The organism is Telluria mixta (assembly GCF_029223865.1).
In the GTDB taxonomy this organism is placed as follows: Bacteria; Pseudomonadota; Gammaproteobacteria; order Burkholderiales; family Burkholderiaceae_D; genus Telluria; species Telluria mixta.
On record NZ_CP119520.1, the window covers coordinates 6,435,741 to 6,460,441 of the forward strand.

General features: G+C 68.8%; 26 protein-coding genes. 10 read left to right on the forward strand and 16 right to left on the reverse strand.

All coding sequences use genetic code 11. The features are described 5' to 3' along the window. The first annotated feature begins 170 nt into the window (after positions 1–170). Positions 171–929 (forward strand): substrate-binding periplasmic protein, encoded by a 759-nt coding sequence (locus P0M04_RS28340; protein WP_259451008.1) that lies wholly within the window; start codon positions 171–173, stop codon positions 927–929. A 15-nt stretch (positions 930–944) separates the two neighbouring features. Here P0M04_RS28340 and sugE read toward each other — a convergent pair whose 3' ends face one another. After that, the gene (gene sugE, locus P0M04_RS28345) at positions 945–1,265 is read right to left on the reverse strand and encodes a quaternary ammonium compound efflux SMR transporter SugE (protein ID WP_056131479.1); all 321 of its coding nucleotides are present in this window, start codon (positions 1,263–1,265) and stop codon (positions 945–947) included. A 163-nt stretch (positions 1,266–1,428) separates the two neighbouring features. Here sugE and P0M04_RS28350 point away from each other — a divergent pair, with 163 nt between their 5' ends. From P0M04_RS28350 to P0M04_RS28360, 3 genes are all read left to right on the forward strand, one after another. Beyond that, positions 1,429–2,493, forward strand: coding sequence for an alkene reductase (locus P0M04_RS28350; RefSeq protein ID WP_259451007.1), 1,065 nt, complete (start codon positions 1,429–1,431; stop codon positions 2,491–2,493). Positions 2,494–2,688: 195 nt separating this feature from the next. After that, positions 2,689–5,352 (forward strand): aminopeptidase N, encoded by a 2,664-nt coding sequence (gene pepN / locus P0M04_RS28355; protein ID WP_259451006.1) that lies wholly within the window; start codon positions 2,689–2,691, stop codon positions 5,350–5,352. Positions 5,353–5,354: 2 nt separating this feature from the next. Beyond that, complete coding sequence (locus tag P0M04_RS28360; protein WP_259451005.1) at positions 5,355–6,197, forward strand: hypothetical protein; 843 nt, start codon at positions 5,355–5,357, stop codon at positions 6,195–6,197. A gap of 16 nt (positions 6,198–6,213) precedes the next feature. Here the strand turns inward: P0M04_RS28360 and P0M04_RS28365 are convergent, their stop codons facing one another. Next, positions 6,214–6,588 carry a hypothetical protein gene (locus P0M04_RS28365; RefSeq protein ID WP_259451004.1) on the reverse strand — a complete coding sequence of 125 codons (375 nt, stop codon included), beginning with the start codon at positions 6,586–6,588 and terminating at the stop codon, positions 6,214–6,216. 130 nt (positions 6,589–6,718) lie between these two features. Between P0M04_RS28365 and P0M04_RS28370 the strand changes: the two genes are divergently transcribed. Continuing rightward, positions 6,719–7,585 (forward strand): endonuclease/exonuclease/phosphatase family protein, encoded by an 867-nt coding sequence (locus P0M04_RS28370; RefSeq protein WP_259451003.1) that lies wholly within the window; start codon positions 6,719–6,721, stop codon positions 7,583–7,585. A gap of 114 nt (positions 7,586–7,699) precedes the next feature. Then, entirely contained in the window at positions 7,700–8,149 is a 450-nt protein-coding gene (locus P0M04_RS28375; protein ID WP_259451002.1) for an acyl-CoA thioesterase, read from the forward strand. Between the two features lie 29 nt (positions 8,150–8,178). Here the strand turns inward: P0M04_RS28375 and P0M04_RS28380 are convergent, their stop codons facing one another. Continuing rightward, positions 8,179–8,547 (reverse strand): hypothetical protein, encoded by a 369-nt coding sequence (locus tag P0M04_RS28380; RefSeq protein ID WP_259451001.1) that lies wholly within the window; start codon positions 8,545–8,547, stop codon positions 8,179–8,181. 144 nt (positions 8,548–8,691) lie between these two features. Further along, on the reverse strand, positions 8,692–9,951 hold the full coding sequence (locus P0M04_RS28385) for an AMP-binding enzyme (protein WP_259451000.1): 1,260 nt from the start codon (positions 9,949–9,951) through the stop codon (positions 8,692–8,694). Between the two features lie 204 nt (positions 9,952–10,155). Between P0M04_RS28385 and P0M04_RS28390 the strand changes: the two genes are divergently transcribed. From P0M04_RS28390 to P0M04_RS28400, 3 genes are read left to right on the forward strand one after another with little or no spacing between them, the layout of a single operon-like run. Next, positions 10,156–10,545 carry a phosphonate transporter gene (locus P0M04_RS28390; RefSeq protein WP_259450999.1) on the forward strand — a complete coding sequence of 130 codons (390 nt, stop codon included), beginning with the start codon at positions 10,156–10,158 and terminating at the stop codon, positions 10,543–10,545. Then, positions 10,542–11,876 carry a sensor domain-containing diguanylate cyclase gene (locus tag P0M04_RS28395; protein WP_259450998.1) on the forward strand — a complete coding sequence of 445 codons (1,335 nt, stop codon included), beginning with the start codon at positions 10,542–10,544 and terminating at the stop codon, positions 11,874–11,876. Before P0M04_RS28390 ends, P0M04_RS28395 begins: the two co-directional genes overlap by 4 nt. Beyond that, entirely contained in the window at positions 11,873–13,609 is a 1,737-nt protein-coding gene (locus P0M04_RS28400) for a putative bifunctional diguanylate cyclase/phosphodiesterase (RefSeq protein WP_259450997.1), read from the forward strand. The genes P0M04_RS28395 and P0M04_RS28400 overlap by 4 nt, the downstream gene beginning before the upstream one ends. Before the next feature lie 7 nt (positions 13,610–13,616). Here P0M04_RS28400 and P0M04_RS28405 read toward each other — a convergent pair whose 3' ends face one another. The 4 genes from P0M04_RS28405 to arsC form a co-directional block, all read right to left on the reverse strand. After that, complete coding sequence (locus tag P0M04_RS28405) at positions 13,617–14,447, reverse strand: aldo/keto reductase (protein ID WP_259450996.1); 831 nt, start codon at positions 14,445–14,447, stop codon at positions 13,617–13,619. Continuing rightward, positions 14,444–16,552 carry an elongation factor G gene (fusA, locus tag P0M04_RS28410; RefSeq protein WP_259450995.1) on the reverse strand — a complete coding sequence of 703 codons (2,109 nt, stop codon included), beginning with the start codon at positions 16,550–16,552 and terminating at the stop codon, positions 14,444–14,446. Before fusA ends, P0M04_RS28405 begins: the two co-directional genes overlap by 4 nt. Before the next feature lie 173 nt (positions 16,553–16,725). Further along, positions 16,726–18,204 (reverse strand): glycoside hydrolase family 30 protein, encoded by a 1,479-nt coding sequence (locus P0M04_RS28415; RefSeq protein WP_259450994.1) that lies wholly within the window; start codon positions 18,202–18,204, stop codon positions 16,726–16,728. A 103-nt stretch (positions 18,205–18,307) separates the two neighbouring features. Continuing rightward, a complete protein-coding gene (gene arsC, locus P0M04_RS28420) occupies positions 18,308–18,655 on the reverse strand; it encodes an arsenate reductase (glutaredoxin) (protein WP_259450993.1) in 348 nt (115 codons plus the stop codon). Between the two features lie 160 nt (positions 18,656–18,815). On the opposite strand from arsC, the gene P0M04_RS28425 reads away from it, so the two are divergent. Next, positions 18,816–19,448, forward strand: coding sequence for a 1-acyl-sn-glycerol-3-phosphate acyltransferase (locus P0M04_RS28425; protein ID WP_259450992.1), 633 nt, complete (start codon positions 18,816–18,818; stop codon positions 19,446–19,448). Between the two features lies 1 nt (position 19,449). Here P0M04_RS28425 and P0M04_RS28430 read toward each other — a convergent pair whose 3' ends face one another. Genes P0M04_RS28430 through P0M04_RS28465 form a run of 8 tightly spaced genes read right to left on the reverse strand, consistent with a single transcriptional unit; the run spans position 19,450 to position 24,695 of the window. Further along, positions 19,450–20,064 (reverse strand): HupE/UreJ family protein, encoded by a 615-nt coding sequence (locus P0M04_RS28430; protein ID WP_307727254.1) that lies wholly within the window; start codon positions 20,062–20,064, stop codon positions 19,450–19,452. An 11-nt stretch (positions 20,065–20,075) separates the two neighbouring features. Continuing rightward, positions 20,076–20,687 (reverse strand): urease accessory protein UreG, encoded by a 612-nt coding sequence (gene ureG, locus P0M04_RS28435; RefSeq protein ID WP_259450991.1) that lies wholly within the window; start codon positions 20,685–20,687, stop codon positions 20,076–20,078. 13 nt (positions 20,688–20,700) lie between these two features. Then, positions 20,701–21,366: an urease accessory protein UreF gene (locus P0M04_RS28440; protein WP_259450990.1), complete on the reverse strand. Its 666-nt coding sequence runs from the start codon at positions 21,364–21,366 to the stop codon at positions 20,701–20,703. Further along, positions 21,363–21,884 carry an urease accessory protein UreE gene (gene ureE, locus P0M04_RS28445; RefSeq protein ID WP_259450989.1) on the reverse strand — a complete coding sequence of 174 codons (522 nt, stop codon included), beginning with the start codon at positions 21,882–21,884 and terminating at the stop codon, positions 21,363–21,365. Before ureE ends, P0M04_RS28440 begins: the two co-directional genes overlap by 4 nt. A 15-nt stretch (positions 21,885–21,899) precedes the next feature. Further along, positions 21,900–23,600, reverse strand: a complete 1,701-nt coding sequence (ureC, locus tag P0M04_RS28450; protein WP_259450988.1) for an urease subunit alpha — start codon at positions 23,598–23,600, stop codon at positions 21,900–21,902. Further along, a complete protein-coding gene (locus P0M04_RS28455) occupies positions 23,601–23,918 on the reverse strand; it encodes an urease subunit beta (RefSeq protein ID WP_259450987.1) in 318 nt (105 codons plus the stop codon). Beyond that, a complete protein-coding gene (locus tag P0M04_RS28460; protein ID WP_259450986.1) occupies positions 23,915–24,385 on the reverse strand; it encodes a GNAT family N-acetyltransferase in 471 nt (156 codons plus the stop codon). The genes P0M04_RS28455 and P0M04_RS28460 overlap by 4 nt, the downstream gene beginning before the upstream one ends. A 7-nt stretch (positions 24,386–24,392) precedes the next feature. Next, entirely contained in the window at positions 24,393–24,695 is a 303-nt protein-coding gene (locus P0M04_RS28465; RefSeq protein WP_259450985.1) for an urease subunit gamma, read from the reverse strand. Positions 24,696–24,701 lie beyond the last annotated feature (6 nt).

The window sequence follows — 24,701 nt, forward strand, 5'->3', positions numbered from 1 at the left end:
CATCATCCCATTCTCCTTGTCGGCGCCGGCCTTTCGGGCTGGCAGCGGTATCTTCGCGTGCGGCCGGGATGCGGAGACGATTCAGGTCAAACGTGCGCGGATCGTGCGACAATCGGCCGTCTCGCAAGAACTCGACAGAAAAAATGCGAATGGGGAATTACGCAAGAACAGTGCGCTTCACAATGTGTCATGCGCTGCTGGCGCTCGCGCTCGCCGTCGGTCCGGCGGCGCGGGCGCTCGAGGTTCGCGTCGCCTCGCAGGAGGTGCTGGAACCGAAGTGGCTGCGCGAAGGCGGCCGCGTCACCGGCATCTGCCCGGACATCATGGCCGCCATCGAGAAGATCGAACCGCGCCTGCACTTCACCGGCTACCAGCGCAACAGCCGCTCGCTGTCCGGCATCGAAACGGGACTGGAGACGGGCACGCTGGATGCGGCCTGCGGCCTCGTGTCGTCGGCGCGCCGGCTCGGCATCGGGCGACCCGTGGGCAGGCCGATCTATCAGGTGCGTCACTACCTCGTCGTACGCAGGAACGACCCGGTCACGATCGAATCGGAACAGGATCTCGCGCGGCTGGGCGACCTTGTCACGACGCAGCGCGCCTCGGTGTTCACGGAACGCCTGGTCGCGGCCGGCGTGCGCATCGACGATGCGACCGACGACAACCGCGTGAACCTGCGCAAGATCCTGGCCGGCCACGGCCGCTTTGCCTACGTCAACGACCTCACGCTGCACTACCTGATCCGCAAGGACGGCCTGGAAGACCGCGTGCGCGTCCTGCCCGTCGTGCTGGGCGACGAGCCGACGTATTTCTGGGTCAGCCGCAGGGCCGCCCCCGCGCTCGCGCCCCTGCTGGGCGCCGCCCTCGACAAACTGAAGACCAGCGGCGAACTGGACCGCATCTACGCGCGCTGGGCGGACATGCCCTGATGTCGGCCCGAATGCTCAGGCGGGCGTCAACAGCTTGAGGCCGACGATGCCGGCCGCGATGAGGCCGATCGACAGCAACCGCAGCGCGCCGGCCGGCTCGCCCAGCAGCACCATCCCCGCCACCGCCGTGCCTATCGTGCCGATGCCCGTCCAGACCGCGTAGGCGGTACCGAGCGGCAAAGTGCGCAGCGCCAGGCCGAGCATGCCGACGCTGCCCGCCATCGTCGCCAGTGTGAACACGGACGGCCACAGGCGCGTGAAGCCCGCCGTATATTTGAGTCCGACCGCCCACGCGACTTCCAGCAGGCCGGCCACGGCCAGGTAGATCCAGCTCATCGATTGCTCCTGCCCGACGAAAAACCGGCCAGTATAGCACCGGCCCGTCGATGGCACCCCGGCGCTGCGAAATTGGGGCGTCCTCAGCAGGATTTCCGGCCCTGCTTTAAGATGCCCTCTCTTCGCCGCACGAACGCGGCGGATCATTGACACAGGAGTACCAATGACGACTTTGTTTGACCCGATCAAGGTCGGCAGCCTCGAGCTGCCGAACCGCATCATCATGGCGCCGCTGACCCGCTCGCGCGCCGTGGGCGCAGGCCGCGTGCCGAACGCCCTGATGGCCGAATACTACGTACAGCGTGCCTCGGCCGGTCTGATCCTGTCGGAAGCGACCTCGGTGACCCCGATGGGCGTGGGCTATGCCGACACCCCGGGCATCTGGTCCGACGAACAGGTCGAAGGCTGGAAGCAGGTCACCGCTGCCGTGCACGACGCAGGCGGCCGCATCTTCCTGCAGTTGTGGCACGTGGGCCGTATTTCCGACCCGCTCTTCCTGGACGGCGAGCTGCCGGTCGCGCCGTCGGCCATCCAGCCGAAGGGCCACGTCAGCCTCGTGCGCCCCGTGAAGCCGTACGTCACCCCGCGCGCACTGACGCTCGAGGAAATCCCGGCCATCGTCGCCGCCTACCGCAAGGGCGCGGAGAATGCGAAGAAGGCCGGCTTCGACGGCGTCGAGATCCACGGCGCCAACGGCTATCTGCTCGACCAGTTCCTGCAAGACAGCACCAACCAGCGTACGGATGCCTATGGCGGCCCGATCGAGAACCGCGCGCGCCTGATGCTGGAAGTGACGGACGCGTGCATCGATGTCTGGGGCGCCAACCGCGTCGGCATGCACCTGGCACCGCGCCGTGACGCCCACGACATGGGCGATTCCACGCCGCTGGACACGTTCGGCTATGTGGCACGCGAGCTGGGCAAGCGCGGCATCGCCTTCATCTGCGCGCGCGAAGCGATCGGCGCAGACCGCCTCGGTCCGGAACTGAAGAAGATTTTCGGCGGCGTCTACATCGCCAACGAAAAACTGACGAAGGAAAGCGCCGATCAATTGCTCACGAGCGGAGACGCGGATGCCGTCGCCTTCGGTCAATGGTTCATCGCCAATCCGGACCTGCCGGAACGTCTGAAGCGCAATGCACCGCTGAACGCGCCGCGCCCGGACAAGTTTTACGCGCCGACCGCCGAAGGCTATACGGACTATCCGGCCCTGCAGGCCAACGGCTGACGCCGCCTCGATGTTCGGACGGGCGCCCTGTTCGTCCGAGCATCTCCCTCCTTTCCCATGCATATATTCCGGTAAAAAACCCTTCATTCGCAGGCGTCACCGATACGAATACTATTGCTGACATGATATTCTTGTGAGATTCCTACAGGCCGTGGTCACAAGCCGCGGCCTTCGTTAATCGTCGCAAGGAGTCCCGTGAAGACCTGCCTACCCCGCCTGTTGCCGCTCGCCGTCGCTACCGCGCTGGCGTTTGCCTCTACCCCTGCCGTCCACGCTGCCACTACCCCGGCACGTGCCGACAACGCCTACCTGTCGCAGGTTGACGCGGCCGCCCGCTCGGCGCGCGTGTCCAACGTCGACTACCTGCTCGACTTCACGCTCACCGGCAAGGACACGTTCAGCGGCACGACGACCCTGGCCTTCGACCTGAAGGATGCGGACAGCCCGCTCACCGTCGACCTCGACAAGGCCACGATCAAGTCGCTGACCGTCAACGGCAAGACCGTCACGCCGCGCTACAACGGCTGGTTCATCACCGTGCCCGCCCAGGACCTCGTCAAAGGCCGCAACACCGTCGTCGTGGCCTACGAGCGTCCGCACAGCACGAACGGCGAAGGCCTGCACCGCATGGTCGACCCCGTCGACGGCCGCGTGTACACGTATTCGCATTTCGAACCGGCCGCCGCGCACCAGATGTTCGCCGTGTTCGACCAGCCCGACCTGAAAGCCACGTACCAGGTGACCGTGAGCGTGCCGGCCGACTGGCAGGTGATCTCGACGACGCGCGAGACGAACGTCGCCCCGGCCGGCGACCTGCGCCGCTGGACGTTCGCGAAGACCAGGAAGCTCAGTCCGTACAATTTCTCGATGCACGCCGGTCCCTACAAGATGTGGGAAGACACGAGCGGCAAGTATCCGATGCGCCTGTTCGCGCGCCAGTCGGTCGCGGCGCAGGTCAAGCCGGCCGAGTGGTTCAAGTACACGAAGGCCGGCCTGGCGTTCTTCGACGATTACTTCGGCATCCCCTACCAGTTCGAGAAATACGACCAGGTCCTCGTGCCGGACTTCCTGTACGGCGCGATGGAAAACGCGGCCGCGATCACGTTCGCCGAGCGCGGCTTCATGTACAAGGCCGACATGACGGCCGAGCAGCGCGCGCGCCTCGCCTATGTCATCATGCACGAGATGGCGCACCAGTGGTTCGGCGACCTCGTCACGATGCAGTGGTGGAACGGCCTGTGGCTGAACGAAAGCTTCGCGTCGTTCATGGGCACGTTGGCGACGGCCGAGGCGACGGAATTCAAGGACGCGTGGCGTGCCTTCTACTCGGAAGGCAAGCAGCGCGCCTACGCGCAGGACCAGCGCAGCACCACGCACCCGATCGAAGTCCCGGTGCCGTCGACGCAGAACGCGTTCGACAACATCGACAACATCACGTATTCGAAAGGCGCCTCCACGCTGATGCAGCTGCGCCACCTGCTGGGCGCCGACGTGTTCCGCAAGGGCGTGCACAACTACCTCGTCAAATACCAGTACCGCAACGCGAAGCTGGACGACTTCATCGGGAGCCTCGGCCAGGCCGCCGGCCGCGACCTGACTGGCTGGACGAAGGAATGGCTGTACCAGCCGGGCGTCAACACGATCGCCGCCAACTACGCCTGCAAGGCCGGCAAGATCACCGGCTTCACGCTGAACCAGACCGCCCAGAGCAAGGCCCTGCCGACCCTGCGCGAGCAGCGCGTCCAGGTGGCCGCGTTCCGCCTGGACGGCAAGGACTACAAGCTCGAGCGCAACGTCGCCGTCACGTACAAGGGCGCGAAGACGCCGGTCCCGGCCATGAACGGCGCAGCCTGCCCCGACCTCGTCTACCCGAACTACGAGGACTGGGGCTTCGTGAAGGTCCAGCTCGATCCGCGCTCGTTCGACAGCGCGCGCAGCCACCTGGCTGCCGTGGATGACCCGCTGCTGCGCGCCATGCTGTGGCAAAGCCTGTGGGACGGCGTCCGCGACGGCAAGCTTCCGCTCAACGACTTCCTGTCCACGGCACTCAACAATGCGCCGCAAGAAAAAGACTACACCTTGCTCGGCGACGTGCTCGGCAAGGTCGGGGGCGCCAAGCGCTACCTCGACCTGATGGATCCGCAGGCCGCATCCCGGTCCTCCTACGCCCAGGCCGTCACGCGCCAGCTGGAAGACATGGCCTGGACCAGCACGCTCGCGAACAAGGGCGACGACAACTTCCAGCGCCGCTGGTTCGGCAACTACATCGACGTCGCCAGCTCGCCGGACGCGCTGCGCCGCCTCGCCGCCATCCTCGACGGCAAGGAACAGGTCGATGGCCTCGCGATCAACCAGGACCTGCGCTGGACCATCATCGGCCGCCTGAACCGCTATGACTACCCGGGCGCCGCCGCCCTCGTCGAGGCCGAGCAGGCGCGCGACAAGTCGGACGCGGGCCAGGCCGCCGCCCTGTCGGCCATCGTCAGCCGCCCCGACCCGGCCGTCAAGACCGAATGGCTGGGCACCGTCCACGACCTGCAGACGAAGCTGCCGTTCTCGAAGGTGCGTACGGTGATGGAGCACCTGTACCCGGCCGAGCAGCACGGCCTGGGCGACCAGACGGCCGACGCGCGTCTTGCACGCCTGCCGCAGCTCGACAAGAGCGCAGGTCCCGTCTACATGCGCGCCTATGGTCAGTCACTGATCCCGGCCGGCTGCACGCCGGCCAGCGTCCAGCGCCTGCAGGCGGCCGCCGGCGCCGACAAGGCGCTGTCGGCCGGCACCCGCCGCGCCCTGCTCGACGCGGCCGAGGACGACCAGCGCTGCGTCACCATCCGGCAGGCCATGACGGCGCACTGAACGTGGCGAACGGCGCACACGCGATATCGCACGCCACGTTCGACGCGCGCAGACGCGTCGTGCTGGCGGTCACGTGCGCCGTCCACCTGCTTGCGCTGTTCCTGTGGACGCAGGAACGGCGCCTCCTTCCCGTCCGCCCGCCCCGGGTCGTGACGTTCCTCGTGCAAACCGACCGCAGCCCGGCCGCACGGCCGCCGCAGGACGCGGACATGCGCTTGCTGCCCGAGCCGTCCCTGCGGGCAGCACCCTCCATTTCCGTCCCGCCGGTCCAGCCCGAACCCGTGCATCGACCTGACGACGACGAGGCACGGCGCGCAACCGGGCCCGATCCGCGTGTCGACCCAGCGCCCATGACTTCCCCGTCGGCACCGTCGGCAGCGGAAGCGGCGCCGTCCGTGCCCAACCCTATCGACACCGCGCAGGCGGTCGACCCGGCCACGGACGCACGCGCACTCGCGCGCACGCCGGCTGGCGCATCGTCCGTGCAAGGCGGCTTCATGGCAGGCCTCGCGAAGCAGCAGGCCGGACGCGTCGACCGTGAGCTCCGCAAGGGCAAGCCGGGCGTGCCGACCGAAGCGGATACGCCGATGGCCCGCTTCCAGCGCGGCGTCGAATCCGCCCACATCGACCGCTCGCTGACCTTGCAGTCCGACACGTACACGTCCCCGGACGGCGTCGTCATCTACCGCTTCCGCCAGGGCAACCGGTTCCGCTGCCGCCGGGCCGGTGGCGTCGGCATGCCCCTGGCCGGGATGCCGGGCACCGGCTCGATCACCGCGGCGAGCGCAGGCGCTGCCGGTGCCACCGACTGCCCAAAGGGCGTCGTGTGGAACCAGGATCCCTGAACGGCACTGCACCGCGCTAGCGTTTCGCCGACCTGGCAGGCCTGTCGCCGGCCCCGCCGCCTCCTTCCTCGTCGTTGCCCGGCTGTTCCGGTGCGCGGCACAGCTCGGCCATCCTTTCCCACGCCCCCTCGGCCTGGCAATGCAGGGGCGCATAGGCCTGCAGCGCCTTGGACAGGTCGATCGGCTTCATCTCGTTGACCCGGACGTTGTTGTTCACCTTGATGCACATGACGTCCTGCCAGGCCGCCGAGTAATTGCGGGGAATGGGCACCGGCCCACGCAACCTGCGTGCTGCCGTTTCGCATTCGCCCTGCTTCAGGTACTGCCCCCGCAGATTGGCCTGGTCGAGCGTCACGTCCAGGCCCTGCTGCAGGTACAACAAAAGAATCATCGTGTACATCGTCGCGCCTCCATCGTTTGCATAGACCGTACGCCAGTGCGGCAGTTCGCTGCGCACGCCTGAGCTGCATCAGTCCGCGACACCGGTGCCGCGCTAGCCTGACGATCTCGAAAGGAAAGCCATGCTCACACTGATCACCTGGAACATACAATGCGCCCGTACGCCGGACGGTGGATCCGACCTCGACCGCGTCGTCGACCGGGTGCTGGCGTTCGGCGCCCGCTTCGACATCCTGCTTCTGCAGGAAGTCGGCTGCGGCCTGCCTGCGCGCGACGGCAGACCGATCGGCGACCAGTTCGCCGGCCTCGCGCGGCGCCTCGACCACCTGCACGCCGCGTCCGCGTTCGCCCTCGACACGCGCAACGCGGATGGGTCCCCGCGCCGCCTCGGGTGCATGACCTTCGCGCGCGGCCACATCGTCCACGTGCGCCGCCACGCCCTGCCCTGGCCGCCCGATCCCGGGGTACCGGCGATGCCCCGCGCCGCGCTCGATACCGTCGTCGCCACGCCGGACGGCATGCTGCGCGTGCTGAACGTCCACCTCGAGTATTTTTCGGTGCGCCAGCGCATGGCCCAGGTCGAGCGCCTGCGCGAACTCCAGGCGGAAGCGCTCGCACACGCGGGCATGTCCGGCGCACCGGCGCCGGCGCCCGACGGTCCGGGCGGCGTGCCGTTCGCACCGCTGCCGCATCCCGCCGCCGCCATCCTCGCCGGCGATTTCAACATGCTGCCCGGTTCGGACTGCCACGCGCGCCTGCTGGCGCCCGGCCCCGACGGTACGCCCCTGTGGCGCGACGCCTGGGAACTGGTGCATCCCGGCGAGCCCCATGCGCCGACCGTGGGGCTGCGCGACCCCACGGCGGCACAGCCGGTCACGTTCGATTACGCCTGCGTCAGTCCCGCGCTGGCGCCACGGGGGCGGACGATCCGCGTCGATACGGCCGCGGCCGGATCCGACCACCAGCCGCTGCTGCTGGAGCTGGCATGAGTGCTGGCATGAGCGTGGCCGCCGTAAAGACCACCGGACCCGTGCGCCGACGTAGAATAGGCGGCGCGCGCCCGCGCGGCACGCATCCACCCGCAGCAACAGGAAGGACTTGTCTTGGATTGGGATTTCCCGCACCCGTTCACCCTGCCCCGTGTCCCGGAAGCGGCCGACATCGACGGGCTGAACCACACCAACAATGCCGTCTATGTCCGCTGGTGCGAACAGGCCGGGTGGGCCCATTCGGAAGCGCTGGGCCTGTCGCTGGACGACTACCGGCGCCTCGACCGCGCCATGGCGATCCGGCGCGGCGAATACGATTACCTGCTGCCGACCTTTGCCGGCGAGGCGCTCGTGCTGGGCACGTGGCTCGTCGCGGGCGACGGCAAGCTGGCGATGGAACGCCGCTTCCAGCTCGTGCGCGAACGCGACGGCGCGACGGTGCTGCGCGGCCGGTGGGACCTCGTGTGCATCGAACTGTCGAGCGGCCGGCCGCGCCGCATGCCGCAGGAATTCCTGGACGCCTACATGACGGTGGTGGTGACGGACGCGCAGCCCGCATCCTGACGCCGCCCGGGGCAGCGCCCGCGCGCGTCTCAACCGCCATTGCCCTTCTGGGCGCGCACGAGCCAGCGCAACGCGCCCCACAGCAGCAGGATGGCGATCACCGACGCCGCTCCCAGCACCAGCAACGTGAGGTCGTACAAGGCGTTCCCGAAAATCCACGCGCCGCCCGAGACGACGGTGAAGATATTCGCGAACACGAAGAATTTCGCGGCCGTCAGCAGGCAATGCCGTGTCGCCCGGTCGCGCACGATCGGGTCGGTGGAATCGAGATCCCGTTCCAGCGCCTGCGACGCGGAACTGGCACTTTCCAGATACCGGTAGATATAGCTCGCCACCACGCTGCCTGCCACGCCGACGAGGACGAGGACGATGTCCTTGGCTTCGATCACAATGTTCATGGTCCCGGGTCCGTTGGTCCACCGGCCGGCTGGCGCGGACGTTCGAGTGGGTTCGAGTGGAACGGCAGCGCAAGATTCCGTGCACGCTGCCGCGAGGCCGACGCGATCAAGCGCCCGGTCAGGCACCACCGGCGCACGGCGGCGTCATTCGGCGTCGATGATCCAGTCCGCCGGCTTGCCGCTGGCCTGGCGCGGCAGGCGTGGGCCGAACGTCCACGCGACGGGCCGCTCGGGCGCCGTCAGCCGTTCCGCTATCCAGCCGGGCAGATCCGCGCGCAGGCTGTCGACGTCGGCACCGGACCGCGGCACGACGAAGGCTTTCAGGCGCCGGCCCTCGTCGGGACGCATCAGCCGCACCGCCACCTCGCGCACCTGCGGATGCAGCGCCAGCACGTCCGCCACCCAGGCCGGGAACACGTTCATCCCGCCGACCTGCACGGCGTCGTCGAGGCGTCCCGCGGGCACGAAATGCGTCGCGTCGGACCAGTCCAGCCGATCCTGCAACGGATAAGGTCGTGCCGTCCCGTCCGGCAGCGTGCGTGCCAGGCAGGCGGCGTCATCCGCGCGGGTCCAGTACGGCAGCAACGTGAAGGGTTGGTCTGCCCGGTCGCGCCAGCCGACACCGGCCGTTTCCGAGCTCCCGTAGACCTGCAGCAGGCGCAGGCCGGCGGCGGCCAGCGTCGCGGCGAGCGCGTCCGGGCAAGGTGCGGTCGATGTCACGCCGACGATGTCCGCGTCGAATGCGGGCGTGACGCGCGCCGCGGCTTCCCACCAGCCAGGGTGCGCCACGATGAGGTCGCCGGGACGCGCCAGGCCGGCCAGCGCGGCCGGACCGGCCCGGCGCATATCGATCACCTCGACCGCGCCGCCGTCATGCCAACCCGCGAACCGCCTTGGCAACAGCACGGTGAACAGGAACCCGTAGATATGGTGGCTCGGAACGGCACTCAGGACTCGCCGCCGGCCCGGCACGAGCTGCGCCAGCGCGGCGATCTCCTGCTCCAGCGTGGCGAGCGCATGCGTGCAACGCTTCGGACTGCCGCTGCTGCCCGACGTGCGGAACGTCAGCGCGAGTTCATCCGCAGCCACGCCGGCCGTGGCGCATGCGTCCAGCCCAGCCCGCGCGCTCGTGATCCAGTCGCCGATGCATGGCCGCGCCAGCAATTGCTCGTCGATACCGCCGCGCTGCAAGTGCAATGCCTCGGCCAGCGCCGTGCCGAGCCCCATCAGCTCCAGCGAATCGACGCCCAGGTCGCGCACGAACTGCGTGTCGGGCGACCAGGACGCCGGCGCTGACGGCCGGCCGGGCCGCATCTGCGCCAGTTCGGCGGCAAGCAGGTCGGTGACGACGCGGCGCAAGGCATCGCCGTGCGTCCACCACCCGTCCGGGCTGGCGCCGCGCATGGGGCCACTTGAGGCAGAATGTGATCGTCCCGGCATGATGTCTCGTCGTCGATATGGCGCGCAGACTATGACGGGACGGATCGCTGCTGTCAAACGCGTACGGACGCGCCAATGTGACATATACACACGATAGGTTTGACAGAGACATGGCGTCATGTCACCATGCCTTTCTTTCCTGCAACACGATCTTCCGCTGGAGTTCCCATGACCGCCCCCGACCTGTCCTTCGCCGCCCCGGACTTGCATACGCGCCTCGCGCAGCTGGCAACGGACGATCTCGACCGCCTGGATTTCGGGGTCATCGGCTTCGACGACGACACCAACGTGTGCCAGTACAACCGCACGGAATCGGACGCGGCCGGCCTGACGCCGCCGCGCGTGCTGGGCCAGCCGCTGTTCACGAACGTCGCGCCCTGCCTGAACAATTTCATGGTGGCGCAGCGCTTCGAGGATGCCCAGGACGACGGCACGACGCTCGACGACACGATCGACTACGTGCTGACCCTGCGCATGCGCCCGGTGAAAGTCGCCCTGCGTCTGCTGGCCGCACCGCATACCCCCGTACGCTACGTGCTCGTCCAGCGCAAAGCATGACGGCAGACACCGAAACGTACGCCCGCCTCGCCGCCGAGCACGAGGCGCTGATGCAGTTCCTGTACCTGGCCCCCGTCGGCCTCGTACAGACGGCGGCCGACGGCGAGATCCTCATGATCAATCCGGTCTCGGCCCAGTTGCTGATGCCGCTGCAGCGCGACGGCAACCTGGTCAACCTGTTCGACGCGCTCGCCGGCGTCGCACCCGAGCTGCGCCACCTGTGCGCGATGTTCGCGCGGCCCAACGGCATGGTGTGCGACGGCCTGCACATCCAGCTCGGCGGCGGCGACGCGCGCCCGAAACGCGGACCGCAGGTGCTGTCATTGACCCTCCTAAAGCTGGACGAGGCGCGCCTGATGGCCGTGCTGTCGGACGTCACGGAACAGGTGCGGCGCGACCGCCAGCTGCGCCAGAACGAAGCGTGGCTCGGCGCCCTCCTCACGAGCATCACGGATTACGCCCTCGTCGGCCTGGACGGCACGGGCCGCGTCAGCGCGTGGAACGAGACGATCGGCCGCGTCACCGGGCACGGCGAAGACGTCGTCGGCCAGCCGTATGCCGTGTTCTATCCGGAGGGCGCGACGACGCCCCACCACGCGGACGACCGCCTGCGCGAGGCCGACCAGAACGGCTGGAGCCTGGACGAGGGCCCGCGCGTGCGTGCGGACGGCAGCGAGTTCTGGGCCAGCGCGATGATCTCCCCGCTGCCCGACCGCGACCCGGCGCAGGCCGAGCCGGGCGAAACCGCGTACTGCCTCGTGCTGCGCGACGTCAGCGACAAGCGCGAGGCGATCGATGCGCGCCGCAAATCGCTGTTCTGCGATCACCTGACGGGCGTCGCCAACCGCCGCGCATTCTTCGAGGCGGCCGAGCTGGAACTGAACCGCAACCGGCGCGCGCCGCGTCCCACGGCCCTCGTCCTCGTCGACGCCGATCACTTCAAGCGCATCAACGACCGCCACGGCCACGCCGGCGGCGACGCCGTGCTGCGCCACCTGGGGCAGTTGCTGTCCGCGACGTTCCGGCAGGTGGATGTGGTCGCGCGCGTGGGCGGTGAGGAATTCGCCGTGCTGCTGCCGTCATCCGACCTCGATGCCGCCGTCGCCGTGGCCGAACGCCTGCGCGGGCTCGTCGCCAGCCGTCCCGTCACGTACGACGGCGCGCAGATCGCCTGCACGATCAGCGCCGGCGTCGCCGTGTGCGACGGCGAGGCGCTCGGATTGAATGGCCTGATGAAACGCGCCGACCAGGCCCTGTATGCAGCCAAAGCCGCGGGCCGCGACCGCGTCGAACGGTGGCGTCCGGCGCTCGATGGCGAGGTGCAGCGATGAGCGACACGAACGCCTACGAGGCCCTCGTCCAGTTCCTCTACCGTGCGCCCATCGGCCTCGTCCAGGCAAGCCTGGACGGCACGGTCGACATGCTGAACCCGATGTCGTCCAGCCTCCTGATGCCGCTCGCGCGCGACGGCAGCCTCGACAACCTGTTCACGGTGCTGCAGGACGTGGCGCCGCAGCTGCGCGACTTGACGGCGGCGTTCGAGGCGCCGTCCGGCGTCGTGTGCGAAGGCCTGCGCGTGCAGCTGGGCGATGCGGCCGCGCCGGGCGCGCCGCAGGTCCTGTCGCTGAGCGTCCTGAAACTGGACGGCACGCGCCTGATGGCCACCGTGACCGACGCCACCGCGGAAGTACAGCGCGAACAGGACCGCCTGGCGCGCCGGCTGCGCAGCCAGGCGCGCACGGACGCGCTCACGCGCATGCCCAACCGGGAAGCCGTGCTGGAACAGCTGCAGCAGATGCTGGGCCGGCCGCCGCTCGCGGACGGCGGCGGTTTTGCGCTCGTATTCATGAATTGCGACCGCTTCCGCCAGGTCAACGACGCGCTGGGCCAGGCGACGGGCGACCGCCTGCTCGTGCAGATCGGCGAACGCATTCGCGCCACGTTGCGTCCGCCGAGCGACCGCATCGACACGCACGCGGGCGCGGGCCAGATGGCGGCGCGCGTCGGCGCCGACGAATTCGCCGTCGTGCTGGACGGCCTGCGCAGCCGCGCCGACGCCGAGCGCGTGGCCACGCGCCTGCTCGATGCGCTGGCGCGCCCGCATGCACTGGACGGCCAGGATGTCGTCATCCGCCTGAGCATGGGCCTCGTGTGGAGCGGCGATGCGGGCGCGGACGCCGGCGCGATGCTGCGCGACGCCAGCATCGCGATGGTCGAGGCCAAGCGCGCGGGCGGCGCCCGCTGCGTCGCGTTCGAAACCGCGATGCGCGAACGGGCCGCGCGCCGCGCCGACATCGAATCGGACCTGCGCCAGGCGCTCGTCGACGACCAGCTGTTCGTCGTCTACCAGCCCGTCGTCGGCCTGCGCGCGGACGGCGCCACCGACCATGCCGCCGGCGTCGAAGCGCTCGTGCGCTGGCGCCATCCCGTGCGCGGCGTCGTGCCGCCGATCGAATTCATCCAGGTGGCGGAGGAATCGGGGCTCATCGGCGCGCTGGGCGACTTCGTGCTGCGCCGCGCCTGCAGCGACTTCGCCGCGTGGCAGCGCGCACTGGGCGAGCGCGCACCGCGTTTGCTGGCCGTGAACCTGTCGCGCGCGCAGCTCGCGGAACCGGGCTGGCCCGCCGTCGTGCGCGACGTGCTGGCGCAGAACGGCATGCGTCCGGACCAGCTGCAGCTGGAAGTGACGGAAAGCCTGGCTGCGCAGGACCAGCAGGTGCAGCAGCGCCTGCACGAACTGAAGGCCGTCGGCGTCACCCTGGCGCTGGACGATTTCGGTACTGGGTATTCGTCGCTCTCCAGCCTGCACCAGCTGCCCGTGGACACGGTCAAGATCGACCGCTCCTTCGTGTGCCAGGCCGACACGAGCCATCACCACCGCGTGCTGATCGAGGCGACGGTGAAGGTGGCGCAGAGCCTCGGCATGAGCACGGTGGCCGAAGGCATCGAGACGGAGGCCCAGGCCGCCGCCGTGCGCGCCCAGGCCTGCGCGAAGGGACAGGGCTACCTGTTCAGCCGTCCCCTCGCCTCGCCCGACCTGATCGAGTGGCTGTCGGGACGCTGAGCCGCCTTCAGCGCATCGCCAGCGGTACGCGCCGGGCCGGCGGTGGGAAGCCCGCGTCCAGCAACGCCAGGTCGTCCGGCGTGAGTTGCGGCGCGAGGTCCAGCGCGGCGCGGTTGGCGCGCACGTGGGCCGGCTGCACGGCCTTGGGAATCGTCACGACGCCGTCCTGGCGCAGCAGCCATGCCAGCGCCACCTGGGCCGGCGTGACGCCATGACGGCGCGCCACCTCGCCGAGTTCCGGCCGGGCGAGCAGCGCGCGCTGCTCGCCCGGTCTCGATTCCAGCGGCGAATACGCCATCACGGGAATGCCGCGCTCGCGGCACCACGGCAGCAAGTCCCATTCGATGCCGCGCTTGACGAGGTTGTACAGCACCTGGTTCGCCGCGATGGCGGCGCCGCCTGGCAGCGCGGCCGCTTCCACCATGTCGTCCGTGTCGAAGTTCGAGACGCCGTACGCGAGGATCTTGCCCTCGTCGCGCAGGCGTTCGAACCCCTCCAGCGTCTCCGCCAGCGGCACGCCGCCGCGCCAGTGCAGCAGGTAGAGGTCGAGCCGGTCGGTGCGCAAACGGCGCAGGCTGCGCTCGCACGCGGCGCGCACGCCCGCGCGCGAGGCGTTGTGCGGATAGACCTTGCTGACGAGGACAACGTCGTCGCGGCGGCCGGCGATCGCCTCGCCGACCACTTCCTCGGCGCCGCCCTCGCCGTACATCTCGGCCGTGTCGATCAGGGTCATGCCGAGGTCCAGGCCGAGCCGCAGAGCGGCCACCTCGGCCGCGCGGGCGGACGGGTCTTCACCCATGTTCCAGGTGCCCTGGCCGAGGATCGGGAGCGGCGTCATTTCGCCGCCCTCGCCGTCGCGATCTGGTCCAGGATGTGCTTCGGCACCGCCGCATAGTGCTTGAACTCCATGGTGTACGTGGCCCGCCCCTGCGTCAGCGAGCGCAACGTCGTCGAGTAGCCGAACATCTCCGCCAGCGGCACGACGGCGTTGATCAGCTTCCCGCCGCCGCCCGGGATCTCGTCCATGCCCTGCACGACGCCGCGCCGCGTGGACAAATCGCCCATCACGTTGCCCGTGAACTCCTCGGGCGTCTCGACCTCGACCTGCATCATCGGCTCGAGCAGTTCCGGCGCCGCCTTGCGCATGGCGTCCTTGAACGCCATCGACGCGGCGACGCGGAACGCGTTCTCGTTCGAGTCGACGTCGTGGTAGGAACCGAACGTCAGCGTCGCGCGCACGTCCACCACCGGGTAGCCTGCCAGCACGCCGTTCGGCAGCGTCTCCTGGATGCCCTTGTCGACGGCCGGGATGAACTCGCGCGGCACGACGCCGCCCTTGATGGCGTCGACGAATTCGTAGCCCTTGCCCGGCTCCAGCGGTTCCAGCTTGAGCACGACGTGGCCGTACTGGCCCTTGCCGCCGGACTGCTTGACGAACTTGCCCTCGACGTTCTCGACGGCTTTCTGGATCGTCTCGCGGTACGCCACCTGCGGCTTGCCGACGGTCGCCTCGACGCCGAACTCGCGCTTCATGCGGTCGACGAGGATTTCCAGGTGCAGCTCGCCCATGCCGGACATGATCGTCTGGCCCGATTCCTCGTCCGTGCGCACGCGGAACGACGGATCTTCCTGCGCGAGGCGCGACAATGCGATACCCATCTTTTCCTGGTCGGCCTTCGTCTTCGGTTCGACGGCCTGCGAGATCACGGGTTCCGGGAAGGTCATCTTTTCCAGCACGATCACCTTGTCCGGGTCCGACAGCGTATCGCCCGTCGTGACACCCTTCAGGCCGACGGCCGCCGCGATGTCGCCCGCGAACACCTCCTTGATTTCCTTGCGTTCGTTGGCGTGCATCTGCAGGATGCGGCCCAGGCGTTCCTTCTGGCCCTTGGTCGGGTTGTACACGGTGTCGCCCGAATTCACGACGCCCGAGTACACGCGGAAGAACGTCAGCTGGCCGACGAACGGGTCGGTCATGATCTTGAAGGCGAGCGCGGAGAACGGCTCGTCATCGGACGGATGACGCTCCAGCGGTTTGTCGTCCTCGTCGTGGCCGGCGATCGCGGGCACGTCCACCGGCGACGGCAGGTACTCGATGACGGCGTCCAGCATCGCCTGCACGCCCTTGTTCTTGAAGGCGGAGCCGGCCAGCATCGGGACGATCTCGCCCGCGATCGTGCGTGCGCGCAGCGCGGCCTTGATCTCGTCTTCCGTCAGCGCCTCGCCGTTCAGGTATTTCTCCGTCAGCTCGGGCGTCGCCTCGGCGGCTGCCTCGACCATCGTCTCGCGCCATTTCTCCGCGACCGGTACCAGGTCGGCGGGGATGTCTTCGTACGAGAAGCGCACGCCCTGGCTCGCGTCGTCCCAGCGGATGGCGCGCATCTTGACGAGGTCGATCACGCCCTCGAAATGCTCTTCCGCGCCGAGCGGGATCTGGATCGGCACGGCGTTGCCCTTCAGGCGGTCGCGGATCTGCTGCTGGACGCGGAAGAAGTCGGCGCCCACGCGGTCCATCTTGTTGACGAACGCGATGCGCGGCACCTTGTACTTGTTCGCCTGGCGCCACACGGTCTCGGACTGCGGCTGCACGCCGCCGACGGAATCGTAGACCATGACGGCGCCGTCGAGCACGCGCATCGAGCGCTCGACCTCGATGGTAAAGTCGACGTGGCCCGGCGTGTCGATGATGTTGATCCGGTGCTCGGCGAAGTTGCCGCCCATGCCCTTCCAGAAGGCCGTCGTCGCGGCCGAGGTGATCGTGATGCCGCGTTCCTGTTCCTGTTCCATCCAGTCCATCGTCGCCGCGCCGTTATGCACCTCGCCGATCTTGTGATTCACGCCGGTGTAGAACAGGATGCGCTCCGTGGTGGTGGTCTTGCCGGCATCGATGTGGGCGCTGATGCCGATGTTGCGGTAACGCTCGATGGGGGTCTTACGGCTCATCACAATCTCCTGTGGATACGGAACGCCAATGTAAGTGCATATACCCCCACTTTCAAGGCCGGGCTGCGTGAACCGGTCTTAAGACAGAGGGTATAGCCGCACAATGTAACTGAAGTGCGGTTTTCGTGCTGGCGGCGATACCCACGCAGGTGGCGTCATGCGATGAGGATGAATCACCCGACGATGGTCTGCAGCGCCCGCGCGGGAATCTCGACCGCCACCTCCTGCCGGTCGACGAACAGCCGGTACCGCTGCGGCTGGTCGCTGCGGTTCATGACGACGACAGCCAGGCGCCCGTCCGCGTTGCGGAACGCCGTCGCATCGAGCGTGCTGCGGCTCGTCGTCGCGCCCACGCGGCGCGCCTTCGGACGGATGTAGCGGCTGAAGTGACCGATGGCCGTGTAGATCGGCGTGAAGACGAGCTGCCCGTCGTCGCTCGCGTGCAGCGGCGCGAAGCAGAAGTTGTTCTTGTGGTTCGGCCCGCCGCGGCTGTCGAGCAGCATGTTCCAGTCGACCCAGCCGCTGGATCCGGCGTTCAGGTCCGCGATCATCTCGCGGCCGTAGCGTTCGCCGTTGGCCCAGTCCTGCAGCCGCGCCGGATCGAACTTCTCGATGCAGCCTTCCGTCATCAGCAGGTTCACGTCCGGCCAGGCCGCGTGCACGGCCGCGACGTTGCGGTGCATCGGCTCGCCGCCCGCCCACGTCTCGTACCAGTGGTAGCCGACGCCCCAGATGTACGGCCGCGCCTTCGCATCCGCCAGGATCGTCGCGGCGCGCTGCGGCAGCAGGTCGCGGTTGTGGTCCCACACGATGACCTTCTTGCCGCCGAGTCCCGCCGCCTTCAGCGCGGGGCCCAGGTGGTCGCCGAGGAAGCGCGTTTCCTCCTCGGCGCTGAAGATCATCGACTCCCACTTCTGCTTCGCCATCGGCTCGTTCTGCACCGACAGGCCCCACAGGGGGATGCCGGCCTGCTCGTACGCCTGCACGAATTTCACGACGTAGCGCGCCCACGTGTCGCGGTATGCCGGCAGCAGGCTGCCGCCCGCGAGCATGCTGTTGTTCGACTTCATCCAGGCCGGCGCGCTCCACGGGCTGGCGAACACGCGCATGTCGGTGCCGTGCGTGCGCGCCGCCGCCAGCGCCGCGCGCAGCAGGGGCACGCGCAGCTTCATGTCCGGCGCGATGCTGAACGAGGCCAGCGAGCGGTCGCCGTCGCGCACGTACGTGTAGCTGCCGCTGCCGAAGTCGGAACTGTGGATCGTCGTGCGCAGGATGTTGTAGCCCAGGCCCGCGCGCGGGTCGAAGTACGCAGCCAGGAACGCCTCCTGCTGCGCCGGCGTCAGGGTTGCGTGGACCTCGGCGACGGCATCCGTGACGGCGCCGCCGAAGCCGAACACTTCCTGGTAGCGCTTCGACGTGTCGACGAAGACGGCGATGTCCGTCTCGGGCGGTTGGCCCGCCGGCTGGAATGTGCCGAGCGGACGCGCGGCGAAACGGTCGGCGCCGGGCGCGGACGTGACGACCTGCCAGGCGGCGGCGCCGGCCGCCGGGGCGGCCGCAGGCGCTGCCACGGCCCGGCCGGTCATCGTCATCTGCCCACCCACCAGTGTCGCGGCGCCCAGCAGCCGCATCGCATCTCGTCTCGTCGTCATCGTGTCTCCCGTTGTGGTATTGTCGGCCGCGCGATTGGAAACGTTACCAATCGAAGTCGGACGACTATACCACCCGTCGTTTCACGATGTCAAAAAGGCGGTGTCAGAGAATCTCCTGCACCAGCTCCGACGGCCGGCACAGCCGCACACCCTTCGGCGTCACGACGAACGGACGGTTGATGAGAATCGGATGCGCAACCATGGCGTCGAGCAGCGCATCGTCGGTCGTGGCCGGATCGTCCAGGCCGAGTTCCTTGAACAGCGCTTCCTTGCTGCGCACGGCATCGCGCACGTTCAAACCCGCGCGGGCGATCAGGTCCTTCAGCGCATCCCGCGTCGGCGGCTGCGCGAGATAGTCGACCACGTGGGGTTCGACGCCGGTCGCGCGGATCGTCTCCAGGGTCGTGCGCGACGTGCCGCAGCGGGTATTGTGAAAAATCGTGATGTCCATCTTGAAAATCCTTGTTTGAGAGGCAAGGATGATACCGACGTGGCCGCAACGCTTCCAGTTTTTTTGCTTGTTCCCCTGGTGGTAGCGCTATAAAATGCCCGGTTTGCTTGCCGACGCGCAATTGAAGTTGCATGCCAATGGCCTGCCGCATGGAGAGAACATGGACGACTACCTGATGCGCCCCGACGCGCTGCCGACCTGGGGCCAGCGCACCGCGCTGCGCATGCTGAACGCGATCGGCTGGAACATCCGTTTCAAGCCGCTGCCCGGCCCGCACGGCATCGCCGTCGTGTACCCGCACACGTCGAACTGGGACTTCCCCATCGGCCTGGTCGCCAAGTGGGCCGTCGGCGTGCAGTTCCGCTGGCTCGCCAAGGATTCGCTGTTCCGCGGCCCGATGGGCGCCCTCATGCGCTACTGGGGCGGCGTCGCCGTCGATCGCAGCGCTCCGCAGGGCGCCATCCTGCGCCTCGCGCAGACGATGCATGCGGCGGACTCGTTCTGGCTCGCCATCACGCCGGAAGGCACGCGCAGCTACCGCCCGCACTGGAAGAGCGGCTTCTACCGCATCGCGCTGGCCGCGAGAGTGCCCGTGCTGCTCATCTCGTTCGACTACGGCAGGAAGGTCATCGACGTCACGCGCTCGCTGACGTTGACGGGGGACGAAGCGGCCGACATGGCCGCCATCGCGCAGGTGTACGACGGCGTGCGCGCGCTGTATCCGGAGAAGGCGGCGCCCGTCCGCCTGGCCGAACCGGGATCGGGCTCGGACGAACCCCGCAAGCAGGCCTGATTCAAACGACGCCGGCAAGCAGGCACAGTCCTGCCGCGCCGATCGCGGCGCCGGCCATGCGGCGCACGCGCTCCCCCGGCAGCGCGCCGAGCAGCATCACCAGGGCGCTCGCCACCAGGAAGCCGGCGCCGCTCGCCATCCCCGCCAGTTCCTGCCCGTGCGCCACCCCATGCAGGAAGGCGCATCCGCCCACGACGACGATCGCCACCTGCGGCGGCAGACGGCGCTGCAGGCCGGGCGCGCACGCGACCACGGTTCCCAGCAGCAGCACGGTCGCCGCGATCGACGTCTCCAGCGCGGGCAGCGCGAGCCCTGCAGCGGCGCACGCCGCGCCCAGCGCCATCATCACGAGGAACGCGGGCGGCAGCACGGCGCCGTGACGCTGCTGGCGGCTCCACAGGCCGACGGCCAGCAGCGCAAGCAGATGGTCGAGTCCCGTCAGCGGATGCAGCAGGCCGGCCGCGAAGCCGCCGTCGGGATGGCCCGGATGCGCGGCCGCGGGCAGCGCCACGGCGAGGCTGGCGAGCACGGCGACCGCACCGCCCAGGCGCATGCGCGGACGCGGGGACGTATCTTCATGGCGCACCCGGATATTCGTGTTGTCGTTCCATTTCATGGCATTCCCTTTCATTGATCAAGTAAACCCTGCTCGCGGATGAACGAGACGACGGCATCCACGCCCTCGCCCGTACGCAGATTCGTAAACACGAACGGCCGCGCCCCGCGCTGGCGCTGGGCGTCGCGGGCCATGACGTCCAGGTCGGCGCCCACGTGCGGCGCGAGGTCCGTCTTGTTGATGATGAGGAGGTCGGACCGCGTGATGCCGGGCCCGCCCTTGCGCGGGATCTTTTCGCCGCCCGCCACGTCGATGACGTACAGGGTCAGGTCCGACAGTTCGGGGCTGAACGTGGCCGCGAGGTTGTCGCCGCCGGATTCCACCAGCACCAGCTCCAGCGCCGGAAAGTCGGCCTGCAGGCGCGCGATGGCTTCCAGGTTGATCGATGCGTCCTCGCGGATCGCCGTGTGCGGGCAGCCGCCCGTCTCCACGCCCATCAGGCGCTCGGGCGGGAGCGCATTCGCGCGCAGCAGGATCTCCATGTCTTCGCGCGTGTAGATGTCGTTGGTGATCACGGCCATGTCGTAGTGCTCACGCATGCGCAGGCACAGCATCTCGCACAGGGCCGTCTTGCCGGAACCGACCGGGCCGCCGATGCCGACGCGCAGGGGATTCGATGTCATTGCTTTACCTCTTTCAGGAACGATACAACCGCCCATGCTGCACCTCGTGCCGCATCGACAGCATGGACAGGCCGGGGGACCAGTTCGACAGGTCCGCATCGGACAGCGCGCAGGCCGTGACAGCCGCGCGTTCGATATCCGGGCGCAGCGACAGCAGCAGGCGCTGCCCCGCCACCTGCCCCAGCGGCACCGACTTCACGCACACGAGCACCTGGTTCTCGGCCCACGCGAACAGCATCGCGAGCAGTGCTTCCCCGTGCGGGATGTCGAGTGCGTCGACGGCGCACGCATACGCGGCCGGCAGCGACACCTCGTCGCCCAGCAGGCTGGTGTCGGCCACGCCCAGTTCCGCGATCAGCCGCGTGAGCGAATAGCCCATCTGGACGGTCTCCGCGCGCAGTTCCGCCGTGTCGCGCGACGCGAGGAAGCACGCACTCCATTCCGCGATGGCGGCGGGGTCGCGCGCGGCGAACGCATTCAGCAAACGCCACAGCAGCGGCGCATCCCAGCGCGCAAGCACCTCGTCCAGATAGCGCACGAGCCACGCATGCGCGCTGACGGCATCGTGCACGCGGCCTTCCTCGATGGCCGTCTCCAGGCCCTGCGAATAGCTGTAGCCGCCGATCGGCAGCGCGGGGCTCGCGAACTGCAGCAGGTGCAGCAGGCTCGCGGCGTTCATGCGTCCGCCACGATGTCCGCCGGCCGGTGGATCTTTTGCCGCAGGGGCACGGGCGCCAGCAGGCCGCCGCCGTGGTCGTGATGGCCGTGACCGTGGCCGCCCGCGTACGCGCCCGCTTCCGGCTCGAACTTCGCCAGCTCCTCCTCCACCCGGGCGCCCAGTCCGAGCACCATGTCCTTCAGCACGGGATCGACGCGGATGCGCAGCCAGCCCGTGCCGACCTGCGTCTGCGTGTGGCGGTTCCCGAGGTGGAAGGCGCAGCGGGCGAGCATCGTCGCGTCCGCGCAGAGCACGCGGTACGTCGGCTCTTCCGCCGCAACGACCCGGACGACTCTCCCTCCTTCACCCGTCAGCAGCTCGCCGTCGCGCAGCACCGTGCCGCGCACGAGGAACAGCGCGACTTCTTCGCCGGAGGCGAGGCGCGCGCGCTGGCGGCACCGTTCGCGCTGGTCGTACGGCAGCACGAGCTCGTCGTGGACGGCGTCGGCGTGCGGGATCTTCGTATGCAGTGACAACATGTTGGCCCCGATGAGTCAGAATAAAAAATAGCGTTGGGCGAGCGGCAGCACCTGCGCCGGCTCGCACACGAGCAGGCGTCCGTCCGCACGCACCTCGTACGTTTCCGGATCCACTTCCATGTGCGGCGTGGCGCCGTTGTGCACCATGTCGCGCTTGCGCAGGCCCCGCGTATTGCGGACCGGTATCACGGTCTTGGCGAGCCCCAGCTGGCGCGCGATGCCCGCATCGAACGCGGCTTGCGACACGAACGTGAACGATTTGCGCAGTCCCCCGCCGAACGCCCCGAACATCGGCCGGTAGTGCACGGGTTGCGGCGTCGGGATCGATGCGTTCGGGTCGCCCATCAGGCTCGCCGCGATCATCCCGCCCTTCAGGATCATCGACGGCTTCACGCCGAAGAACGCGGGCCGCCACAGTACGATGTCGGCGATCTTGCCCGGTTCCAGCGACCCGACGGCGTGTGAGATGCCGTGTGCGATCGCCGGATTGATCGTGTACTTGGCCACGTAGCGCTTTACGCGCGCGTTGTCGCTGCGGGACGAATCGCCCTCGAGCGGGCCGCGCTGCACCTTCATCTTGTGCGCCGTCTGCCACGTGCGCGTGATGGTCTCGCCCACGCGGCCCATCGCTTGCGAGTCGGACGACATCATCGAGATGGCGCCCAGGTCGTGCAGGATGTCTTCGGCGGCGATGGTCTCGCGGCGGATGCGCGATTCGGCGAACGCCACGTCTTCCGCGATGGCCGGGTCGAGGTGGTGGCAGACCATCAGCATGTCGAGGTGCTCGTCCAGCGTGTTCACCGTGTACGGGCGCGTGGGGTTCGTCGACGACGGCAGCACGTTGTCCTGGCCGACGGCCGCGATGATGTCCGGTGCGTGCCCGCCGCCCGCGCCCTCCGTGTGGAAGGTGTGGATCGTGCGGCCTTTGAACGCGGCCAGCGTGGATTCGAGGAAGCCCGCTTCGTTCAGCGTGTCGGAGTGGAGCGCGACCTGGATGTCCATGCGCTCGGCGACGGACAGGCAGCTGTCGATCGCGGCCGGCGTGCTGCCCCAGTCCTCGTGCAGCTTGAGGCCGACGGCGCCCGCCTCGATCTGTTCTTCCAGGGGCCGCGGCTGGCTCACGTTGCCCTTGCCGAAGAAGCCGAGGTTCATCGGGAACGCGTCGGCCGCCATCAGCATCGAGTGGATGTGCCACGCGCCGGGCGTGCACGTCGTCGCCGCGGTGCCGACGGCGGGGCCGGTGCCGCCGCCCAGCATCGTCGTGATGCCGGACATCAGGGCCTCGTCGATCTGCTGCGGGCAAATGAAATGGATGTGCGTGTCGATGCCGCCCGCCGTCACGATCATGCCTTCGCCCGCGATGATCTCCGTCGCGCCGCCGATGGCCATCGTCACGCCGGGCTGGATGTCGGGGTTGCCGGCCTTGCCGATGGCGGCGATCAGGCCATCCTTGATGCCGATGTCGGCCTTGACGATGCCCCAGTGGTCGACGATGACGGCGTTCGTGATCACGGTGTCCATCACGTCCGCCCGCACGCGCTGCGACTGGCCCATGCCGTCGCGGATCACCTTGCCGCCGCCGAACTTCACTTCCTCGCCGTAGATGGCGTAGTCCTTCTCGATCTCGATGACGAGTTCCGTGTCCGCGAGGCGGATGCGGTCGCCCGTCGTCGGTCCGTACATGTCGGCATAGGCCTGCCGGCTGATCGTGGCCATTCAGTCGTCTCCTTCGAGCGGGCCGTCCACGCGGCCCTGGAAGCCGTGCACGATACGCGCGCCGGCGAGATCGACCAGTTCGACGGTGCGCCGCTGGCCCGGTTCGAAGCGCACGGCGGTGCCGGCCGCGATGTTCAGGCGCATGCCGCGGGCAAGCGCACGGTCGAACTGCAGCGCATCGTTCGCTTCGTAGAAGTGGTAGTGCGAGCCCACCTGCACGGGACGGTCGCCCGCGTTCGCGACGACGAGCGTCACCGTGCGGCGGCCGGTGTTGATCGGGATGTCGCCATCCTCGAGGAAGTATTCGCCCGGGATCATGCGGCCTCCGGCATCAGCAGGGTTTTCGCGTAGGCCACGTGCGAGCCCGCCGGGGCGTCCACGCGCTCGTAGCCGAGATCGTGGATCAGCGCTTCCGCGCCGGATCCGGGCTCCGCGGCGAGGCGCAGCGCGTCGCGTCCGAGCGCGCGCGCTTCCGCTTCGGCGGCGCGCAGCAGTACGCCGCCGATCCCGCGCCGGCGCGCGCGGCTGTGCACCATCAGCGCCTGCACGTCGGCGCGGCGGCGGCCGTCGAGACGCTGGCACAGGTCCAGCTGCACGGTGCCGATCACGGTGCCGTCGTGCGACGCGGCCAGCAGCCTGCGCGTGCCGGCGGCGACGGCCGCGCGCACGTCCTGCCAGTAGTCCTGGGCCTGGCGTCCGCCCAGGCCGACGGTGTCGAGCAACAGGTCGGCCAGCTGGACGCGCATCACGTCGCACGCCTGGGCATCGAGCAGGAGAATCTTCATTGTGGGCTCACGGAATCGGGTGGTGGACAGTGACGAGCTTGCTGCCGTCGGGGAAAGTGGCTTCGACCTGGATTTCCGGGATCATTTCCGGCACCCCGTCCATCACGTCGGCGCGCGCCAGCACCGTCGTGCCCTCGCTCATCAGCTCGGCCACGCTGCGGCCGTCGCGCGCGCCTTCCATGATGGCGGCGGTGATCAGCGCGACGGCCTCCGGATAGTTCAGCTTCAGGCCGCGTGCGCGGCGGCGTTCGGCCAGCAGTGCGGCCGTGAAGATCAGCAGCTTGTCTTTTTCGCGAGGGGTCAGGTCCATGGCTTC

Bases quoted from the DNA above. Each gene is read 5' to 3' on its own strand.
- sugE (WP_056131479.1), bottom strand. From the start codon at position 1,265: ATGAGCTGGATCTACCTGGCCGTGGCCGGCCTGCTGGAAGTCGCGTGG.
- P0M04_RS28350 (WP_259451007.1), top strand. From the start codon at position 1,429: ATGACGACTTTGTTTGACCCGATCAAGGTCGGCAGCCTCGAGCTGCCG.
- P0M04_RS28365 (WP_259451004.1), bottom strand. From the start codon at position 6,588: ATGATTCTTTTGTTGTACCTGCAGCAGGGCCTGGACGTGACGCTCGAC.
- P0M04_RS28370 (WP_259451003.1), top strand. From the start codon at position 6,719: ATGCTCACACTGATCACCTGGAACATACAATGCGCCCGTACGCCGGAC.
- P0M04_RS28380 (WP_259451001.1), bottom strand. From the start codon at position 8,547: ATGAACATTGTGATCGAAGCCAAGGACATCGTCCTCGTCCTCGTCGGC.
- P0M04_RS28385 (WP_259451000.1), bottom strand. From the start codon at position 9,951: ATGCGCGGCGCCAGCCCGGACGGGTGGTGGACGCACGGCGATGCCTTG.
- P0M04_RS28390 (WP_259450999.1), top strand. From the start codon at position 10,156: ATGACCGCCCCCGACCTGTCCTTCGCCGCCCCGGACTTGCATACGCGC.
- P0M04_RS28395 (WP_259450998.1), top strand. From the start codon at position 10,542: ATGACGGCAGACACCGAAACGTACGCCCGCCTCGCCGCCGAGCACGAG.
- P0M04_RS28400 (WP_259450997.1), top strand. From the start codon at position 11,873: ATGAGCGACACGAACGCCTACGAGGCCCTCGTCCAGTTCCTCTACCGT.
- P0M04_RS28405 (WP_259450996.1), bottom strand. From the start codon at position 14,447: ATGACGCCGCTCCCGATCCTCGGCCAGGGCACCTGGAACATGGGTGAA.
- fusA (WP_259450995.1), bottom strand. From the start codon at position 16,552: ATGAGCCGTAAGACCCCCATCGAGCGTTACCGCAACATCGGCATCAGC.
- P0M04_RS28415 (WP_259450994.1), bottom strand. From the start codon at position 18,204: ATGACGACGAGACGAGATGCGATGCGGCTGCTGGGCGCCGCGACACTG.
- arsC (WP_259450993.1), bottom strand. From the start codon at position 18,655: ATGGACATCACGATTTTTCACAATACCCGCTGCGGCACGTCGCGCACG.
- P0M04_RS28425 (WP_259450992.1), top strand. From the start codon at position 18,816: ATGGACGACTACCTGATGCGCCCCGACGCGCTGCCGACCTGGGGCCAG.
- P0M04_RS28430 (WP_307727254.1), bottom strand. From the start codon at position 20,064: ATGAAATGGAACGACAACACGAATATCCGGGTGCGCCATGAAGATACG.
- ureG (WP_259450991.1), bottom strand. From the start codon at position 20,687: ATGACATCGAATCCCCTGCGCGTCGGCATCGGCGGCCCGGTCGGTTCC.
- P0M04_RS28440 (WP_259450990.1), bottom strand. From the start codon at position 21,366: ATGAACGCCGCGAGCCTGCTGCACCTGCTGCAGTTCGCGAGCCCCGCG.
- ureE (WP_259450989.1), bottom strand. From the start codon at position 21,884: ATGTTGTCACTGCATACGAAGATCCCGCACGCCGACGCCGTCCACGAC.
- ureC (WP_259450988.1), bottom strand. From the start codon at position 23,600: ATGGCCACGATCAGCCGGCAGGCCTATGCCGACATGTACGGACCGACG.
- P0M04_RS28455 (WP_259450987.1), bottom strand. From the start codon at position 23,918: ATGATCCCGGGCGAATACTTCCTCGAGGATGGCGACATCCCGATCAAC.
- P0M04_RS28460 (WP_259450986.1), bottom strand. From the start codon at position 24,385: ATGAAGATTCTCCTGCTCGATGCCCAGGCGTGCGACGTGATGCGCGTC.
- P0M04_RS28465 (WP_259450985.1), bottom strand. From the start codon at position 24,695: ATGGACCTGACCCCTCGCGAAAAAGACAAGCTGCTGATCTTCACGGCC.